This is a genomic window from Nitrosomonas marina, from assembly GCF_900110145.1.
GTDB classification, from domain to species: domain Bacteria; phylum Pseudomonadota; class Gammaproteobacteria; order Burkholderiales; family Nitrosomonadaceae; genus Nitrosomonas; species Nitrosomonas marina.
The window spans coordinates 112,623-130,480 of sequence record NZ_FOCP01000007.1; the positions used below are offsets into that span (position 1 = coordinate 112,623).

Below are 17,858 nucleotides of genomic sequence, written 5' to 3' on the forward strand. Positions count from 1 at the left end.
GGAACTCAATAAAAAAGGAGCATGATCCTGCCCCTGTTCCTCTTGTTATTGTCCTGCGTATCCTTAAAGTAAAGGATACGCACGAAAAATCTTTCCATTTCTATAAACTTTTTCGATCCATACACACAAACCTACAATAACCAGACCAGACATGCCGAAGTATCGCTATTTATCAGTCGTGTTCTCCACGTTAACAGACAACAAGCGAGACAGCTCCGTCAATGCCTGCTTATATACCTTACGTTTAAATTCAACCACGGAATCAAGTTCCACCCAGTATTGGTTCCACCGCCAAGCATCAAACTCGGGATGGGCGCTTTTACGCAAAGACACATCACTGTCCTTGCCAATCAGTCGCAACAAATACCAGATCTGCTTTTGTCCTTTATAGTTCCCACGCCATTCGCGTCTGATCCATTTTTCTGGCACCTCGTAACGCAACCAATCTCGGGTACGACCTACAATCTTGACATGGTCGGGAAGCAAACCGACCTCTTCGGCCAATTCCCGATACATAGCCTGCTCAGGGCTCTCTCCCGATTTTATGCCCCCTTGTGGAAATTGCCATGAATTTTGCCTGATTCGTTTTCCCCAAAACACCTCATTTTTCGAATTTAGCAAAATAATGCCGACATTTGGGCGATATCCATTACGGTCAATCATGCAAACAATCCATCTGACCCATTAAAATAATGTGGATTTTTTCATACTTTGGTGCAGATTAAAAGTATCATTGAAACAGCAATAGATTAAACCGACGCAATAAGCATTTATTCTATGTGAAATCAAGAATAATCCCTGTGTTACAAACAAGAATGACTATTTATACCTGCAAATACAATTCACGGTAGAATTGCTTCCTTTTTAATCATAATGGAATCTGGCATGCGCGTCTCGCAATTTTTTATCTCCACGCTTAAAGAAGCACCTGCTGAAGCCGAACTTATCAGTCACAAGCTGATGCTACGTGCAGGGTTGATTAAACGACTGGGCAGCGGTCTATATACATGGATGCCGATCGGCCTGAAGGTTTTACGGAAAATTGAGTCTATCGTCCGCGAAGAAATGAATCGAAGTGGTGCTATCGAACTGCTTATGCCAGCCATACAGCCTGCCGAATTATGGCAAGAATCAGGCAGGTGGGATGTGTTTGGCCCACAAATGTTAAAAATAAAAGACCGCCATGATCATGATTTTTGCTTTGGCCCGACCCACGAAGAGATTATTACTGATATTGCCCGTCGTGAGATCAGCAGTTATCGTCAACTGCCACTCAATTTTTATCAAATACAAACAAAATTCCGCGATGAAATCAGACCCCGTTTTGGGGTCATGCGGGCACGGGAATTTCTAATGAAAGACGCCTATTCATTTCATGCCAATCCCACCAGTCTGGATGACACATATCAACTAATGCATGAAACTTATAGCCGGATTTTTACCCGGCTTGGGCTCAACTTCCGTTCTGTTTCGGCTGATCCAGGCGCTATTGGCGGAAGCGGGTCACATGAATTTCACGTTTTGGCAGAATCGGGAGAAGACATCATAGTTTTTTGCCCTGACTCGGATTATGCTGCAAATATAGAACTTGCCACATCGCGGTTACCTGATACAACACCGGAAGATCCAGTCGATGAAATACAAAAAATATCCACTCCCGATCAGAAAACCTGCACTGAAGTTGCGGATTTTCTTGCTATACCGCTACACAAAACGATTAAAACACTCGCAGTCTCTGCAAGCGGCACATTGTACTTATTATTATTACGAGGCGATCATCAGCTAAATGAACTCAAGGTTCGGAAAATACCTTTTTTAACTGATTATGAGATGGCCGATGAGGCAGCTATCCAGAATGAAACCGGCACAGTTCCGGGCTATATCGGGCCCGTGGGACTGAAAACTACAGTTATTGCTGATACCGCAGTCATGGATATAAATAATTTCGTCTGTGGCGCCAATGAGAAAGGTTTTCATTTCATAAATGTCAACTTTGGGCGTGATCTTGAGCGGCCTCAGCATGTATTTGATATTCGCAACGTAACCGCAGGTGAGTTATCACCTGATGGCAAAGGAGTTCTGGAAATCTGTCGAGGTATAGAAGTAGGTCACATATTCAAATTGCGCACAAAATATTCAGAGATGATGAAAGCGCAATATCTGAATGAGCACGGACAGGCCCTAAACCTTGAAATGGGTTGTTATGGCATTGGTATTTCTCGTATCGTTGCAGCGGCAATAGAGCAAAATAATGATGATCAAGGTATTATTTTTCCTGAATCCATGGCGCCGTTCCAACTGGCTATTATCCCCATCGGTATGCATAAAAGTGAACAGGTACGTTCCGAAGTTGAAAAACTTTATACGCAATTTTTAGGCGCAAGCATTGATGTATTGCTGGATGACCGCAATGAGCGGCCTGGTGTCATGTTTGCCGACATGGAGTTGATTGGCATACCTCACCGGATCGTCGTCAGTGAACGCAGTTTAAAACAGTCATGCGTTGAATATAAAGGACGCACCGATCAAGAAGCACAAACAGTCGCCCTGGATGAAATCAACACTTTTGTCAAAGCAAAACTATGTATCACTTAACAGCTATTTTTTTACTCTTATTACTTCCTGTCACCGCATACGCCAGCATTCAGCGTTATGAACACGTCATTATCAGCACGCAAATCTTCACACAAACGGAGATTAATGATATTGCAGTGACTAACCAGGAATATGCCAAGCTAGCGACAGACAATACATGGCTAACTGTAATGAGCGAACGCCTTAAACGCTTTAAACCAAATAAGGACGAACGCGAATCATTTTTACGAACCGTTTATTATGAAGCAGCACGTGCCGGTCTCGATCCACAGCTTGTGCTCAGTGTAATTCAGGTTGAAAGCGGATTTAGGAAATACGCTATATCTCATGCCGGTGCGCGAGGATATATGCAAATTATGCCATTCTGGATTGAAACAATCGGAGACGAAACGCATAACCTGTTTCATCTTCGTGTCAATTTAAGATATGGCTGCATGATACTCAGGCATTATCTCAACAAAGAAAACGGTGACTATTTTCGCGCACTCGGCCGTTACAATGGCAGTCTGGGACAAGCCACATACCCACAGCTTGTATTTAATTTATTACACAGCACCTGGCAATATTCACAACCAGCCATATAAACGAGGCGATCGATGTTCGACGCAGGCTTTATCTTGAGTTGATAAAATCCTCGATGCTCTCACGCGTTACGATCCCTCGCTGACGAGCAGCAGGCTTTCCCTCAGGATCAAAAAAATAGGTGCTTGGCAGCAGTGAAATATCATCTAGCTGCGAAGCTATTCGCCTGTTACCAAGCACTGTCGGATAAGTAATTTCCAAAGACCGGGCAAATTCCATTACCACGGCCGGATCAGTAAACTCCATGGCAACACCAATTACCATCACATCCTTACGGTCTTCATACAAAGCTATCAGGTCAGGAATTTCCTCCAGGCAGGGAGGACACCATGTTGCCCAGAAATTGACAATTACCCAGCGCCCCTTATAGTCAGCCAGCGCATGGACTTTTCCGTCAGTGTCTTTGAATTGAAATGCCTGGATTTCAATCGCGAGCAACAGCATCAGAATACCACACGAAAAACTGAAAATTCGTCCGGACATGCTTAGTCGTTACCTTTTAATTTTTAGTCAAAACACCTACAGCTCTAAAACAGTCAGCGCCACTGTCTCTCAATGTCTTCCAGGAATCCGTCTGGTCTTCATTTCAATTCCTGCACCGCATTTTCAATTATGGCGCTGTCGCCAGCAACCAGGGTAATAGCGATATTCTATACCTGTGGGTGCGCGCGTTCCAGCTTGCTGTGCAATTTATTCAGTGCACTCAAATAAGCCTTAGCAGAAGCGACGACTATATCCGTATCTGCGCCATGACCGTTGACGATACGATCGGATTTTTGTAAACGGACAGTCACTTCTCCTTGTGCATCGGTTCCACTGGTAATATTGTTAACCGAAAACAGTTGAAGCTGCGCTCCGCTTCTCAGGAGTTTTTCTATGGCGCAAAATGTCGCGTCAACCGGACCGCTACCGTCCGATTCCGCCTGCATTTCATTACCATGATCGGAAATAACGATACAAGCATATGGAGTTTCACCCGTTTCACAACGTATTTTTAAAGACAACAGACGATACCGTTCCTGCGGCACAAGCGCTTCATCCGAAACCAACGCCTGCAGGTCCTCATCAAAAATTTCATGCTTTTTATCTGCTAACTCTTTAAATCGCATAAATGTATTGTTCAGCACTTCTTCAGAATCCAGCTCAATACCGAGCTCTTTTAACCGGCTACGAAACGCATTACGACCGGAATGTTTGCCGAGCAGCAATTTATTCGCTCCCCAACCCACGTCTTCTGCTCGCATAATTTCATAAGTTTCACGATGCTTTAATACACCATCCTGGTGAATGCCAGACTCGTGCGCAAATGCATTGGCACCCACAATCGCCTTATTGGGTTGCACAGGAAAACCTGTAATACCTGAAACGAGTTTACTGGCTGGCACGATGTGTTTCGTGTTGATTTTTGTATCACACGTGAAGTAATCCTGGCGTGTTCGAACAGCCATTACGATTTCCTCCAATGATGCGTTTCCAGCGCGTTCACCAAGTCCGTTAATGGTGCACTCAACCTGGCGCGCTCCATTCAATACTGCTGATAATGAGTTTGCGACAGCAAGTCCAAGATCATTGTGACAGTGGACTGAAAAAACAGCCCGGTCCGAATTGGGTATCCTTTCACGCAATGTACGGATTAATTTGCCAAATTGCTCAGGCATGGTATAACCAACAGTATCCGGAATATTAATTGTTTTAGCTCCAGCCTCGATAACTTTCTCAATGATTCTGCATAAAAAATCAATTTCAGAACGTCCCGCATCTTCAGGTGAAAATTCGATATTGTCGGTATATTCACTTGCCCATTTGATTGCTTTAACCGCTTGCTCTATCACCTGCTCTGGCGACATACGCAGTTTATTTTTCATATGGATGGGAGACGTCGCAATGAATGTATGAATACGCGAAGGGCCGGTATTATCAAGGGCATCCCCTGTTCGTCTGATATCCGCCTCTATTGCACGTGCCAAACCGCAAACTATACTTTCCTTGACCGATTCGGCCACAGCCCTGACCGCCTCAAAATCACCATTAGACGCTGCAGGAAAGCCTGCTTCAATCACATCTACACCCATTTGCTCCAGTTGCCATGCAATGCGCACCTTCTCTTCCTTGGTCATGGAAGCACCTGGGCTTTGCTCACCATCACGCAATGTCGTATCAAAAATAATTAAATGTTCTTGCATCTGTAGCTCCGTTCCTGGATGAAATATCATACTCGGGATATAAAACCCGTTCAGTGGGATTTTATAAGTTTGAAAGAAAAAGGAGGGATTCTAGATATTCAGCGCACAAGGCGCAGCAGCCACCAGAATTCTAAAGAACTTGGCAACAGGGCAAGGAAATAATTAGGATATGAGAATGGTATACACATCATAATTCAGAAATATAAATACTTTTTTTATTTTGTGCAATAGCTATGATGATAAATCCGAAGAATCATTTTTTTTTCTGCTCTTACCGAACCGCCATACTTTAATTATATATCCTGACAACGCATATCCCAAAAACAGACAAAATAACACCACAGGCGGATGACTTGGAATTAATACGAAAAAGAACAGTACCAGCAGCAAAATTGTAACAAACGGTACTCTTTTTTTCAGATTAATATCTTTACCACTGTGAAAGGGAATGTTACTGACCATGGTCAATCCGGCGAACAGCGTCACAATTAACGCAAGCCACTTGATATCAGTTCCCGACACCTGAAAATCAAGCATCACCCATACCAGGGCTGCAATTAGGGCGGCGGCTGCAGGGCTGGGTAGCCCTTGAAAAAACCGTTTATCAATAACATGAATATTGGCATTGAAACGTGCCAGTCTCAATGCCGCACAAGCGCAGTAAATAAATGCTGTAATCCAACCCAGTTGTCCCATTTCTTTTAACGCCCATTCGTACATTATCAGTGCAGGAGCAACTCCGAATGAAACCATGTCTGACATACTGTCGTATTCAGCGCCAAATTCGCTTTGTGAATGTGTCATTCTTGCAACACGGCCGTCTAGGCCGTCAAGCACCATAGCAATAAAAACGGCAACTGCAGAATGCTCAAAATTCCCGTTCATCGCTTGAACAATCGCATAAAAACCGGCAAACAACGCTGCGGTTGTAAACAGATTGGGCAGCAAATAAATACCGCGGCGGCGTAACCGCGATTGTGTCACGACAGGTTCCGGCTGAGATTCAGACATGTTGTGATTTCTCAGAAAAATCAAATAAAAATGCTATACCACAAATTATTCGGACATCACGTGAATCAATATCAAACTCCTCTAACAGAAGATATGGATAATACGGCTGATTTAGCAATACGTGTAACCCTACGGTTTATGCTTTTCTTAGTTCCGCCAAAACTGTTGTCGTCGCGTACACCTTATCACCAATATTGACGTTAATTTTTGTTTCGGGCGGCAAATATACGTCAACACGCGAACCAAACCGAATGAATCCAAATCGTTGGCCTTTAGACAGATGATCACCAGGTACTACACTGCATAATATTCGTTTGGCAATAAGGCCCGCCACCTGCACACACGTCACATCAGAGCCATCATCGGTTTTGATCCATAATGCGTTACGTTCATTTTCCAGGGAAGCTTTGGGTAAATCCGCATTAAAAAATTTTCCTGGGAAATACCATTTGTCATGTACATTACCCTCTACCGGACTACGGTTGGAATGTACATTAAAAACATTCATAAACACACTGACTTTGACGGCCTCTCGGTTTAAATAAGGATCGCGCACTTGCTCTACAGCAACGACCCTGCCATCGGCTGGTGATAGTACTGCGTTGGGAACCAGAGGCACTTCACGTGGTGGGTCACGGAAAAACTGCAGAACAAAAACAGCGATTAACCAGAAAAATACCGCCCAGATAAAACCGGCATAAATGTTTACCAGGATAGCGGCCAGAAAAGCAATCGCGATAAAAAGCCAGCCTTCTCTGGCAATCAATGGATGCGGATAATTTGACATAAGACTCTATAACAAAAAGTGTGTAGTAACCGACATAACCTTAATGATCGCATCACATCGAATTAGTTCTTACCTTGATCGACCAGTTGGTTCTTTTTAATCCATGGCATCATAGCGCGCAGTTGGGTACCCACCTGTTCAATTTGATGCTCGGACGCGAGGCGTCTGCTTGATTTCAGCATCGATGCACCTGACTGGTTTTCAAGAATGAATTCACGGGCATACTCTCCAGTCTGTATCTGGCGCAGAATATTCCGCATTTCGGCACGTGTTTCCTCTGTGATAATTCGTGGCCCTCTTGAAATATCACCATATTCAGCATTGTTCGAAATCGAATAACGCATATTGGCGATACCGCCCTCGTAAATCAAATCCACAATTAATTTCACTTCGTGCAGACACTCGAAATAGGCCATTTCCGGCGCGTAGCCTGCCTCAACCAACGTCTCAAATCCGGTCTGAATCAATGCTGTCAATCCACCGCATAAAACGACCTGCTCTCCGAACAAATCGGTTTCTGTTTCTTCGCGGAAACTTGTTTCAATAACGCCCCCGCGAGTACCTCCATTCGCAGCTGCATACGACAATGCCACATCTCTGGCTTGACCGGATTTATCCTGATGTACCGCGATCAGCGACGGCACACCGCCACCCTGAAGATATGTTGAACGAACAAGATGACCAGGTCCCTTTGGTGCAATCATAACCACATCCAGATCATCGCGTGGAGAGATCTGGCCATAGTGAATATTGAAACCATGCGCAAAAGCCAATGTAGCATTTTGCTTTAACCCGGGTTCAATTTCGTTGATATAGACGGACGCCATCTGTTCGTCGGGCAATAGCACCATGACGACATCCGCATCCTTGACTGAATCCGCTACATCCTTGACGTTCAGCCCTGCTTTTTCAGCCTTGCCCCAGGATGCTCCTCCTTTACGCAGTCCAACTGTCACCTGAACACCGGATTCACTCAGGTTATTTGCATGTGCATGTCCTTGTGAGCCGTAACCGACAATGGTTACTTTTTTTTGTTTGATCAAAGATAAATCCGCATCTTTATCGTAAAAAACTTTCATTATTTCCCTTTATAAGTAATTACAATCAGCCAAAGCCAGGCAGGCTGTTTCTGGTCTCGAGTAACTGAACCGCCATCTGTTGAGAATAAACGCAGATTATACCTTCAAAACCCAATCTCCGCGTCCAATACCGGAAGCACCCGTTCGAACCGTCTCTAACACAGCGCTATTATCAATAGCTTCCAGAAATGCATCCAGCTTGGAACTGGTTCCCGTCACTTCAATCGTATACGATTTATCCGTAACATCGATAATGCAGCCGCGAAAAATATCGGCCAGTCGTTTTATTTCATCACGATCCGCACCGACCGCTTTTACTTTTACCAGCATCAGCTCACGTTCAATATGATTTCCATCGCTCAGGTCGATCACTTTAACAACTTCAATCAACTTGTTAAGCTGCTTAGTAACCTGCTCAATCACTTCATCGGATCCAGATGTTACCAGTGTCATCCGAGATAACGTCGGATCTTCGGTAGGCGCCACCGAAAGCGATTCAATATTATACCCTCGAGCAGAGAAAAGGCCTGCTACACGAGATAACGCGCCCGCTTCATTTTCCATTAACAGTGAAATAATATGTCGCATTTGTTTTATACCAGAATCATTTCCGAGAGACCTTTACCGCCCGGCACCATTGGGAACACATTCTCAGCCTGGTCAGTAATAAAGTCCAGAAATACCAGCTGATCCTTAAGCTTGAATGCTTCCTGCAACGCACCTTCCACATCTTCAGGACGTTCTATTCGCATACCGACATGGCCGTAGCTTTCTGCAAGCTTGATAAAATCAGGCAATGCATCCATATAGGATTCGGCATAACGGTTACCGTGAAAAAATTCCTGCCATTGCCTTACCATACCCATATAACGATTATTCAGATTAACGATTTTTAGCGGCAGTTTATACTGCTTGCATGTCGATAATTCCTGTATGCACATTTGAATGCTGGCTTCACCCGTTATACATGCAACCTTACCCTTGGGATTGGCAAGTTGCACGCCCATGGCGGCTGGCATTCCAAAACCCATCGTGCCTAAACCACCCGAATTAATCCATCGACGCGGCTTATCAAATTTGTAGAACTGTGCAGCCCACATTTGATGCTGTCCAACATCGGATGTTACAAACGCATCTCCCTTGGTAATCTCATAAAGTTTCTCAACGACCATCTGTGGCTTGATTATTTCACTTTGTCTGTCAAACTTGAGACAGTCGCGTTCGCGCCACAAATCAATCTGCTTCCACCACTCGGCTAATGCAGTCTGATCCGGATCTTCCTTGGTGCTCTTTAGCAGTTTAATCAGTTCCTTCAGGACATCCGGCACATTACCGACAATCGGTATATCGACTTTTACACGTTTTGAAATCGACGACGGGTCAATATCAATATGGATGATTTTCCGGTTTTCATTGTAAAAATGTTTGGGATTCCCGATGACACGATCATCAAAACGCGCCCCAATGGCAATCAATACGTCACAATACTGCATCGCCATATTGGCCTCGTATGTACCATGCATACCCAGCATGCCGATAAACTGCCTGTCCGTGGCAGGGAAACCACCCAACCCCATTAATGTGTTGGTACAGGGAAAATCCAGCATTTTAACCAGCTCGGTCAACTGTTTCGCGGCATCACTGAGTATAATGCCACCACCGGTATAAACAACCGGTCTTTGCGCACTCAGAATCAGCTCCACTGCTTTTTTGACTTGTTTCAGATTACCCCGAATGACGGGGTTATATGACCGCATCGAAACTTTTTCCGGGTATGTGAAACTCATTTTTTGCTGTGTCACATCCTTGGGAATATCGACCAGCACCGGACCTGGCCGACCGGTTGCCGCAATATAAAACGCTTTTTTTATCGTAATGGCCAATTCACTGATATCGTTGACTAAAAAGTTATGCTTTACACAGGGGCGTGTGATGCCAACGGTATCGACCTCCTGAAAAGCGTCCAGCCCGATCGCATTGGTTGGCACCTGCCCGCTGATCACAACCATCGGAATCGAGTCCATGTAGGCTGTTGCTATGCCTGTAACGGCATTGGTTACACCAGGCCCTGATGTCACCAACGCCACGCCCACTTTATTGCTGGACCGCGCATATCCGTCAGCTGCATGCACTGCAGCCTGCTCATGTCTGACGAGAATATGTCTTACTTTGTCCTGCTTAAACAATTCATCGTAAATAAACAGTACTGCCCCACCGGGATAGCCGAAAATACAATCAACTCCCTCCGCTTGCAGGCAGCGAATTGTAATCTCCGCTCCGGTTAATTCCTCATTCATCCTGTTTGCATCCCAAAATCAATTTCTGTTAAATATAAAACACCCTTTTATCAGCGGTTATTCATGTCCTGTACCGCCCACTGTAAGGCCATCAACACGCAGTGTTGGCTGGCCTACACCAACAGGAACGCTTTGCCCGTCTTTACCGCAGGTACCAACACCCGGATCCAAAGACAAATCATTTCCGATCATGGATACACGGGTCAACACATCGGGACCGTTACCTATCAGTGTCGCACCTTTTACCGGGCTGGTAATCTTACCATTTTCTATCAGGTAGGCCTCGGCGGCAGAAAAGACAAATTTACCACTGGTAATGTCAACTTGACCGCCGCCGAAGTTGACGGCATAAAGCCCGTCTTTAACGGATGCAATAATCTCCTCTACGTCCATATCGCCATTATGCATGTAGGTGTTCGTCATGCGAGGCATCGGAATATGTGCAAAAGACTCACGACGCCCGTTTCCCGTGACCGGCAAATTCATCAGGCGCGCATTCAGACTGTCTTGCATAAAGCCCCGGAGAATGCCATCCTCAATAAGTGTCGTACACTGCGTAGGATTACCTTCGTCATCAATATTTAACGAACCCCTTCTGCGCGGGATCGTTCCGTCATCCACCACAGTGACACCCGGAGCTGCTACGCGCTGCCCAATTCGTCCTGAAAACGCTGAACTTCCTTTACGATTGAAATCACCCTCGAGACCGTGTCCGATCGCTTCGTGCAGCAATACACCAGGCCAGCCGCTGCCGAGAACAACTGTCATCGTTCCTGCCGGCGCAGCACGCGCCTCGAGATTCGTTACAGCCTGATGCACGGCCTTTGCCGCATATTCCTGCAATACGGCATCTGAAAAATAATCATAGTCAAACCGGCCACCGCCACCGGCCACGCCCTGTTCCCTGCGCCCATCTTCCTCAGCAATAACCTGCAACGACAAACGCACAAGCGGCCTGACATCGGCTGCCAGCACACCGTCACTTCTCGTCACCAGAATGACCTCATATTCACCGGCAAGAGACGCCATCACCTGAATCACACGTGTATCCTGTGCACGGGCAAACTTTTCAAGTCTTTCCAGGATTGAAATCTTGTCTTTATCGCCCAGACTCAACAAAGGATCTTCGGGTGCATACAGTAAAGACCGGCCCTGAATATTCACACTTCGACCTACTTTTACCGATCGATTTTCACCCTGATTTGCAATCGCCCGTGTCGCTTTAGCGGCTGACTCCAGCGCTGCCATACTAATATCGTCTGAATACGCAAAAGCCGTTTTGTCACCACTGATTGCCCGCACACCAACGCCCTGCTCGATATTAAAACTGCCGGACTTGACAATACCCTCTTCCAGCACCCAGCTCTCCGAGCGGTGATACTGAAAATACAGATCCGCATAATCAATTTTATGCCTGAGTATCTGGCCGAAAACCTGTTGCAGGTTATTTGTGTCGATATTATAAGGCGATAACAAGCAATTATCAGCTATAACAAAAAAATCGGATACTTCGGTCATGATCTCACTATTCGCTTTTTATTTGAATTCAACCAGCACAATTGCGGTTATGTTTACATACAATGCAGTTTACGATGTTTGAGCGCCGGCAGACTTTTACGTATCCGGGCCTGGTATTCCGGATCCAGTTTAGCCACGACCGCACCCGATCCTCGCGGCAGACGTTTAATTACACCCCCCCAGGGATCCACAATCATACTGTCCCCATTGGTTTCGCGCCCGTTGACATGATATCCGCCCTGCGCTGGAGCAATCACATATGCCAGATTTTCAATCGCACGGGCACGCAGCAGAACTTCCCAGTGCGCTTTACCGGTAACGGCGGTAAATGCCGCAGGTGCAAGAATGATATCTACAGCTCCCATCTTGCGATAAAGTTCCGGAAACCGTAGATCATAACAGATTGACAACCCGATTCGGCCAAAAGGGGAATCCAGGGTCACAATTTCATCACCTGCCATGATGGTTTTATCCTCCGCATAGTTTTCCTGCCCCATGCTCAAACCAAACAGATGAATTTTATCGTATCGCGCTGCCAGATTGCCATCGTCAGCATATACCAGACAACTATTGTAGACTTTATTCGGATCGGGAGAAACCAGGGGCACAGAACCACCGACCAGCCATATGCCGAAACGTTTTGCAGTTTCGCTGAGAAAATTCTGAATCGGTCCGTCCCCAAACTGTTCCATCACCAATAACTTATCAGCATCCTTCATCCCCATAATGCAGAAATACTCTGGCAGTACAACCAGTCTTGCCTGTTGCGAAACTGCATCTTCAATATGGCGGGCCGCTTCTTCCAGATTCGCATCAACACTGGGGCCCGACGCCATTTGTATGGCTGCAACCAAAAATCCCTTGTCAACTTCGGAAGCAACATGGCTATAATTTTCTGGATCGTTCAACATGGTCAAACAGTTTTTATTTTCAACTATCTTATTCTTATATAGAAATACCGGAGTTTTAGTTGCAAATTGATTGATACGCAAAACAATCGGTACGACATGCTTCGCACTAAAACCAAACACTGATTCTAACATCTACTCTGGTGTGATTCTAATTTCAATTGCCTGATGGCATTACTTTGTTTTATGCAATTCAATAACTGCGGCATATAACTAAACACCATTTTTTCGAAAATCATTTCACTCGCGTTAAAATAAGCCATGCACACAAACGATCCGACAATCACTATCGATTTCGAACAGGCAATCTCATTCAGCCGGTTTCTTCAACGTATTATCAACAGCGATCCTTCGCAAAAAACCAGGTTACTCAGCAACGCATCCCGCCCTTTCCACAAGACCGAAATGCTGGATTTTCTGCAACGTGGCACAAGCATCGCAATGCATGATGAGTTCGGGTTAAACAGTATTTTGCGCATATTACGCAGACAGGTCATATCACGGCTGGCTGTTCGCGACATCAGCGGATGCGCCGAACTGACAGAAGTGATGTCAACCATGACCGATCTGGCTGAAATCAGCATCAATTACGCACTCAGCCACCATGAAAAATGGTTGTCCGCTCCTGAACATTTCGGTTCGCCAAAAAGGAAAGGCACTAACCAGTCCCAGCAATTGCTGGTCGTCGCCATGGGCAAACTCGGCGGCCGCGAACTCAATGTATCCTCCGACGTCGATTTGATATTCGCATATCCCGAAGATGGCGAAACCGATGGCAAAAAATCCATTTCGAATCATGAATTCTTTGCACGCCTTGGCCGAAAGTTAATTGCCAGTCTGAACGACTACACCGTTGACGGATATGTTTTCAGGGTCGATATGCGGCTGCGTCCGCATGGCGAGTGCAGTCCACTGGCAATCAGTTTTGATATGCTGAAAGAATATTTTCAGACACAAGGGCGTGAATGGGAGCGCCATGCATGGATCAAGGGACGCGTGATTTCCGAAAACACATCTGCAGACGATGAGTCCAGACTGATGGAACAAATCGTCAAACCATTTGTATTTCGCAAGTACCTGGATTTCGGCGCATACGCATCAATGCGCAGTCTGCACAGACAGGTGCGCAAAGAGGTGGAACGACGTGAAATGCACGACAACATCAAGCTGGGTCCGGGCGGCATCCGTGAAATTGAATTCATCACCCAGGTTTTTCAACTGATACGCGGTGGACATGACGTCGACCTGTGTATCCGTCCGACACTGGACGTACTGCAGCAGCTGCAGCGGAAACAGCAACTGCCCGTCCGTACAGTCACAGAACTGGTGGATGCATACCGTTTTTTGCGCAAACTTGAACACCGCCTGCAATTTCTCGACGACCAGCAAACGCAGACACTGCCAGGCAGCAACGAAGATCGGGAACTCATCGCAACGTCAATGGGATTTCAAAGCTACGAAAAGTTTTTGCAGCAACTCGAAGTCCACCGCATGCATGTCTCTCATCATTTTGAGCTGATTTTTGCAGCACCTAAAAAATCAGCCACACACGATATTTTGTCAAACCTGTGGCAAACCCAGCCGGAGAATGCAGCGCAAAAAGAGGCTGCCGCATCACAATTAAGCACGCTGGGTTTCGACGAGCCCACAAAAATCTCTGAACGCGTACAACAGTTCTATCAAAGCCAGTTTTATCTGCAACTTCCCGAACTGAGCCAGCACAAAATCCGCATGCTGTTGCCCGCTATGATTGAGACAATTGTCCGGTTTCCACCCGTGGAAACCACGCTGGAACGTATGCTCAAACTGCTTGAAGCCATCAGTTCGAAGAAATCATCGCCGGCATCCTACCTGACGCTCCTGCTGGAGCACCCCGATACACTGCCGCGCGTGGCCAAACTTGTCAGCATCAGTCAGTGGGCCAGCGACTACCTGGGCAGACATCCAATTGTACTCGACGAACTGCTGCGGCATCAGGAACCCAATCCCCTGCCGGACTGGGAAGCACTGAAAAACGAGCTGGCTTCCCAGTTCAATCATGTCAACAAACCCAAAAGTGACGTAATTGGGTGGCAAATGGACCATTTGCGTCACTTTCAGCATGCGCAGGTCTTTCGGTTGCTGGCAACAGACCTTGAAGGCTCGCTCAAACTGGAAACATTAAGCGATCAATTGACCGCCCTGGCAGATCTGGTTCTGGAAACCGTGCTGATGCTGGCCTGGAATGGTCTCAGAAAGCGACACCGGAACACACCGCGTTTCGCCATCATCGGTTACGGCAAGCTGGGCGGCAAAGAACTCGGTTATGCCTCCGACCTCGATATCGTTTTTTTGTTTGACGATGACCATCCTGATGCAGCGGAGACATATACAAAACTGGCACACAGCGTCAATACCTGGCTCACCAGCCAGACATCGGCCGGATTGCTTTATGCCACCGATTTACGGCTCAGACCCAATGGCAACAGCGGTTTATGGGTACATTCAATCGAGGCCTTTTCGCAATACCAGCACAGCCAGGCATGGGTCTGGGAGCACCAGGCGCTGACCCGCGCCCGCTGCGCCGCCGGCGACCGGGAAGTTGCACAGGCCTTTGAATCAACAAGAAAAGAAATACTTTGCCGGCAACGTGATTTACAGCAACTGAAAGAAAACATATTATCCATGCGCGAAAAAATGCGCGATGCGCATCCTAACCAGACCGCACTGTTTGACATCAAACACGACCGCGGCGGCATTATTGACGTGGAATTTATCGTACAATTCCTCATCCTCGGTCATGCACACCGATACCCCGAACTGACGGGCAACATCGGTAATATCGCGTTACTGAAACTGGCTGCGCAACTGAACCTGATCTCGGCCGAAAACGCAGAGAAAGCCCGCCGCGCTTACCGCGAATTCCGTCGCACCCAGCACCGCCAGCGGCTTAACAGCGACGACAACCTGACAGGCACGCCTACAACCGACGGCTCTGTGCAGGCACTGAACCGTGTCGAAACCGCGCAGTTAAACGACGACCGCCTTGCCGTTATCGCACTGTGGAATGAAGTTTTTGGCAATTAAAAAGTGTTCGCAATAAAAACTGGCACGATTCATGCTTTAAATAAAGCACACACACTGTGTGGAATGAAAAAAACTAATTTTAGGAGACTCAACATGCACAAAGTACAAAAAGGTTTTACATTGATTGAATTGATGATCGTTGTAGCGATTATCGGCATTCTGGCTGCAATTGCAGTACCTGCATATCAGAATTATGTTGCTAGAGCCCAGTTTTCTGAAGTCACAGCAGCAGTCGCACCTTATAAATTGGGTGTAGAAGTTTGCTTTCAACAATTGGCTGACATGACTAACTGTATCAATGGACAAAATGGCATACCACTTGTAACCGCAGCCAATGATAATAATTTAGCAGCCGGTTCAGGCGCCATTGCTGGAAATGGTCCATTAGTAGCAAATATCACCATGACAGCCACTAACATTAATGGCTTAGCTGGTGAAACTTATCAACTTGATGGAGTATCACAAGCTGTCGGAAGACCAATTATTTGGGCGGTCAATGCTGCCAGCACCTGTATAACAAGAGCTGCCGGTCCAATCTGCTAAAAATGAAACTAAAAAAACACCCCTAGAGGGGTGTTTTTTTATTTCAACAATGAATATTGATACTGATGGCCGCCAATCAAAATTAATAGTTTCCTCTACACATATTTTTCGTTTTCGCAACAAAACTTGTCCCATCCAAGTTAAAATGCCTGGATGCCACATTCTTACAACCCATCCGACATTATCCGTCCTGAAGTCCTCGCGCTGAAGGCCTACCATGTTCCGCCGGCAACCGGCATGGTCAAGCTTGATGCAATGGAAAATCCGTATGCGCTACCACAGGCTTTGCAAAGCGAGATCTCGAGCATTGCAGCTGCCGCACCGATCAACCGCTACCCCGATCCGAACGCAACTGATTTGAAAACGGCGCTGCGCGAAGCGCTGATGATTCCGGACCAAATGGATGTCATGCTCGGCAACGGTTCTGATGAAATCATCCAGATTATTGCCATGGCGACAGCACGGCCCGGCGCCATTGTGATGAGTGTTGAACCTGCGTTTGTCATGTTTCGCATGATTGCGACGTTTGCCAACATGCAATACACAGGCGTGCCTTTGACCGCGGATTTTGCACTTGACCGCGACGCCGTGCTGGAAGCTATCGCGCGCCATCAACCGGCTGTTATTTTTCTCGCCTATCCCAACAACCCTACCGGCAACCTGTTTGACGAAAGCACCATACTGAAAATCATTGAGGCAACGCCCGGAATCGTGGTGATCGACGAAGCGTATCACGCGTTTGCCGATGCCAGTGTCATGGGCAAACTGGCTGATTACCCCAATCTGCTGCTGATGCGCACATTGTCCAAGCTTGGACTGGCGGGGCTGCGGCTGGGATTGCTCATTGGCCGCCCGGCGTGGCTGTCCGAATTTGAAAAGCTGCGCCTGCCGTATAACGTCAGCATATTGACGCAACGCGTCACTCAAACAGTGTTACGCCACATGGATGTACTGCTGAATCAAGCGGAACTTATCAAAAACGAACGTGCGCGATTGCATGCACAGTTAAGCGCCATCGATGGATTGAAGGTATTTCCTTCAGACGCCAATTTCATCCTGTTTCGAGCCAATAATGCCAGCGATCTGTTTCACAAGCTTAAACAACGCAATATTTTAATTAAAAATCTTGATCACACGCATGCCTTGTTGGATAATTGCCTGCGTGTTACAGTTGGCACGCCAGAGGAAAACGCACAATTCATTACAGCATTAAAAACATTATTATTAAGTGTTAAGTGAATAAATTCAGATTCAACCAATCCCAATCCGCAAAACCTGCTTCAATAACC

Annotated in this window: 15 protein-coding genes; 5 read left to right on the forward strand and 10 right to left on the reverse strand. The window is 46.4% G+C overall.

What is annotated here, in order from left to right; translation table 11 throughout:
• Nucleotides 1–165: 165 nt before the first annotated feature.
• Nucleotides 166–663, reverse strand: a complete 498-nt coding sequence (locus BMX44_RS06810; protein WP_090630149.1) for an RNA pyrophosphohydrolase — start codon at nt 661–663, stop codon at nt 166–168.
• A gap of 222 nt (nt 664–885) precedes the next feature.
• Between BMX44_RS06810 and BMX44_RS06815 the strand changes: the two genes are divergently transcribed.
• Together BMX44_RS06815 and BMX44_RS06820 are read left to right on the forward strand one after the other, a co-directional pair.
• Nucleotides 886–2,595: a proline--tRNA ligase gene (locus BMX44_RS06815; RefSeq protein WP_090630153.1), complete on the forward strand. Its 1,710-nt coding sequence runs from the start codon at nt 886–888 to the stop codon at nt 2,593–2,595.
• Nucleotides 2,583–3,179, forward strand: a complete 597-nt coding sequence (locus tag BMX44_RS06820) for a lytic transglycosylase domain-containing protein (RefSeq protein ID WP_090630157.1) — start codon at nt 2,583–2,585, stop codon at nt 3,177–3,179. The genes BMX44_RS06815 and BMX44_RS06820 overlap by 13 nt, the downstream gene beginning before the upstream one ends.
• A 28-nt stretch (nt 3,180–3,207) precedes the next feature.
• On the opposite strand, the gene BMX44_RS06825 is transcribed toward BMX44_RS06820, so the two are convergent.
• From BMX44_RS06825 to BMX44_RS06865, 9 genes are all read right to left on the reverse strand, one after another.
• A complete protein-coding gene (locus BMX44_RS06825; RefSeq protein ID WP_090630162.1) occupies nt 3,208–3,660 on the reverse strand; it encodes a TlpA family protein disulfide reductase in 453 nt (150 codons plus the stop codon).
• Between the two features lie 167 nt (nt 3,661–3,827).
• Nucleotides 3,828–5,360 carry a 2-isopropylmalate synthase gene (locus tag BMX44_RS06830; protein WP_090630166.1) on the reverse strand — a complete coding sequence of 511 codons (1,533 nt, stop codon included), beginning with the start codon at nt 5,358–5,360 and terminating at the stop codon, nt 3,828–3,830.
• Nucleotides 5,361–5,591: 231 nt separating this feature from the next.
• Nucleotides 5,592–6,371, reverse strand: coding sequence for a CDP-diacylglycerol--serine O-phosphatidyltransferase (pssA, locus tag BMX44_RS06835; RefSeq protein ID WP_090630170.1), 780 nt, complete (start codon nt 6,369–6,371; stop codon nt 5,592–5,594).
• A 136-nt stretch (nt 6,372–6,507) separates the two neighbouring features.
• Nucleotides 6,508–7,158: a phosphatidylserine decarboxylase gene (locus BMX44_RS06840; RefSeq protein WP_090630174.1), complete on the reverse strand. Its 651-nt coding sequence runs from the start codon at nt 7,156–7,158 to the stop codon at nt 6,508–6,510.
• Nucleotides 7,159–7,220: 62 nt separating this feature from the next.
• On the reverse strand, nt 7,221–8,237 hold the full coding sequence (gene ilvC / locus BMX44_RS06845; RefSeq protein ID WP_090630179.1) for a ketol-acid reductoisomerase: 1,017 nt from the start codon (nt 8,235–8,237) through the stop codon (nt 7,221–7,223).
• 96 nt (nt 8,238–8,333) lie between these two features.
• Nucleotides 8,334–8,825 (reverse strand): acetolactate synthase small subunit, encoded by a 492-nt coding sequence (gene ilvN / locus BMX44_RS06850; RefSeq protein WP_090630183.1) that lies wholly within the window; start codon nt 8,823–8,825, stop codon nt 8,334–8,336.
• A 5-nt stretch (nt 8,826–8,830) separates the two neighbouring features.
• Nucleotides 8,831–10,534, reverse strand: a complete 1,704-nt coding sequence (locus BMX44_RS06855; RefSeq protein ID WP_090630189.1) for an acetolactate synthase 3 catalytic subunit — start codon at nt 10,532–10,534, stop codon at nt 8,831–8,833.
• Nucleotides 10,535–10,591: 57 nt separating this feature from the next.
• Nucleotides 10,592–12,052: a metalloprotease TldD gene (gene tldD, locus BMX44_RS06860; protein ID WP_090630193.1), complete on the reverse strand. Its 1,461-nt coding sequence runs from the start codon at nt 12,050–12,052 to the stop codon at nt 10,592–10,594.
• 53 nt (nt 12,053–12,105) lie between these two features.
• Nucleotides 12,106–12,963 (reverse strand): carbon-nitrogen hydrolase family protein, encoded by an 858-nt coding sequence (locus BMX44_RS06865; protein WP_090630380.1) that lies wholly within the window; start codon nt 12,961–12,963, stop codon nt 12,106–12,108.
• Nucleotides 12,964–13,221: 258 nt separating this feature from the next.
• Between BMX44_RS06865 and glnE the strand changes: the two genes are divergently transcribed.
• The 3 genes from glnE (at nt 13,222) to hisC (ending at nt 17,808) form a co-directional block, all read left to right on the forward strand.
• Complete coding sequence (gene glnE, locus BMX44_RS06870) at nt 13,222–16,026, forward strand: bifunctional [glutamate--ammonia ligase]-adenylyl-L-tyrosine phosphorylase/[glutamate--ammonia-ligase] adenylyltransferase (RefSeq protein WP_090630198.1); 2,805 nt, start codon at nt 13,222–13,224, stop codon at nt 16,024–16,026.
• Between the two features lie 93 nt (nt 16,027–16,119).
• Nucleotides 16,120–16,569 (forward strand): pilin, encoded by a 450-nt coding sequence (locus tag BMX44_RS17535; protein WP_090630201.1) that lies wholly within the window; start codon nt 16,120–16,122, stop codon nt 16,567–16,569.
• 153 nt (nt 16,570–16,722) lie between these two features.
• On the forward strand, nt 16,723–17,808 hold the full coding sequence (gene hisC / locus BMX44_RS06880) for a histidinol-phosphate transaminase (RefSeq protein WP_090630205.1): 1,086 nt from the start codon (nt 16,723–16,725) through the stop codon (nt 17,806–17,808).
• Nucleotides 17,809–17,858: the final 50 nt, after the last annotated feature.

Bases quoted from the DNA above. Each gene is read 5' to 3' on its own strand.
- BMX44_RS06810 (WP_090630149.1), bottom strand. From the start codon at position 663: ATGATTGACCGTAATGGATATCGCCCAAATGTCGGCATTATTTTGCTA.
- BMX44_RS06815 (WP_090630153.1), top strand. From the start codon at position 886: ATGCGCGTCTCGCAATTTTTTATCTCCACGCTTAAAGAAGCACCTGCT.
- BMX44_RS06820 (WP_090630157.1), top strand. From the start codon at position 2,583: ATGTATCACTTAACAGCTATTTTTTTACTCTTATTACTTCCTGTCACC.
- BMX44_RS06825 (WP_090630162.1), bottom strand. From the start codon at position 3,660: ATGTCCGGACGAATTTTCAGTTTTTCGTGTGGTATTCTGATGCTGTTG.
- BMX44_RS06830 (WP_090630166.1), bottom strand. From the start codon at position 5,360: ATGCAAGAACATTTAATTATTTTTGATACGACATTGCGTGATGGTGAG.
- pssA (WP_090630170.1), bottom strand. From the start codon at position 6,371: ATGTCTGAATCTCAGCCGGAACCTGTCGTGACACAATCGCGGTTACGC.
- BMX44_RS06840 (WP_090630174.1), bottom strand. From the start codon at position 7,158: ATGTCAAATTATCCGCATCCATTGATTGCCAGAGAAGGCTGGCTTTTT.
- ilvC (WP_090630179.1), bottom strand. From the start codon at position 8,237: ATGAAAGTTTTTTACGATAAAGATGCGGATTTATCTTTGATCAAACAA.
- ilvN (WP_090630183.1), bottom strand. From the start codon at position 8,825: ATGCGACATATTATTTCACTGTTAATGGAAAATGAAGCGGGCGCGTTA.
- BMX44_RS06855 (WP_090630189.1), bottom strand. From the start codon at position 10,534: ATGAATGAGGAATTAACCGGAGCGGAGATTACAATTCGCTGCCTGCAA.
- tldD (WP_090630193.1), bottom strand. From the start codon at position 12,052: ATGACCGAAGTATCCGATTTTTTTGTTATAGCTGATAATTGCTTGTTA.
- BMX44_RS06865 (WP_090630380.1), bottom strand. From the start codon at position 12,963: ATGTTGAACGATCCAGAAAATTATAGCCATGTTGCTTCCGAAGTTGAC.
- glnE (WP_090630198.1), top strand. From the start codon at position 13,222: ATGCACACAAACGATCCGACAATCACTATCGATTTCGAACAGGCAATC.
- BMX44_RS17535 (WP_090630201.1), top strand. From the start codon at position 16,120: ATGCACAAAGTACAAAAAGGTTTTACATTGATTGAATTGATGATCGTT.
- hisC (WP_090630205.1), top strand. From the start codon at position 16,723: ATGCCACATTCTTACAACCCATCCGACATTATCCGTCCTGAAGTCCTC.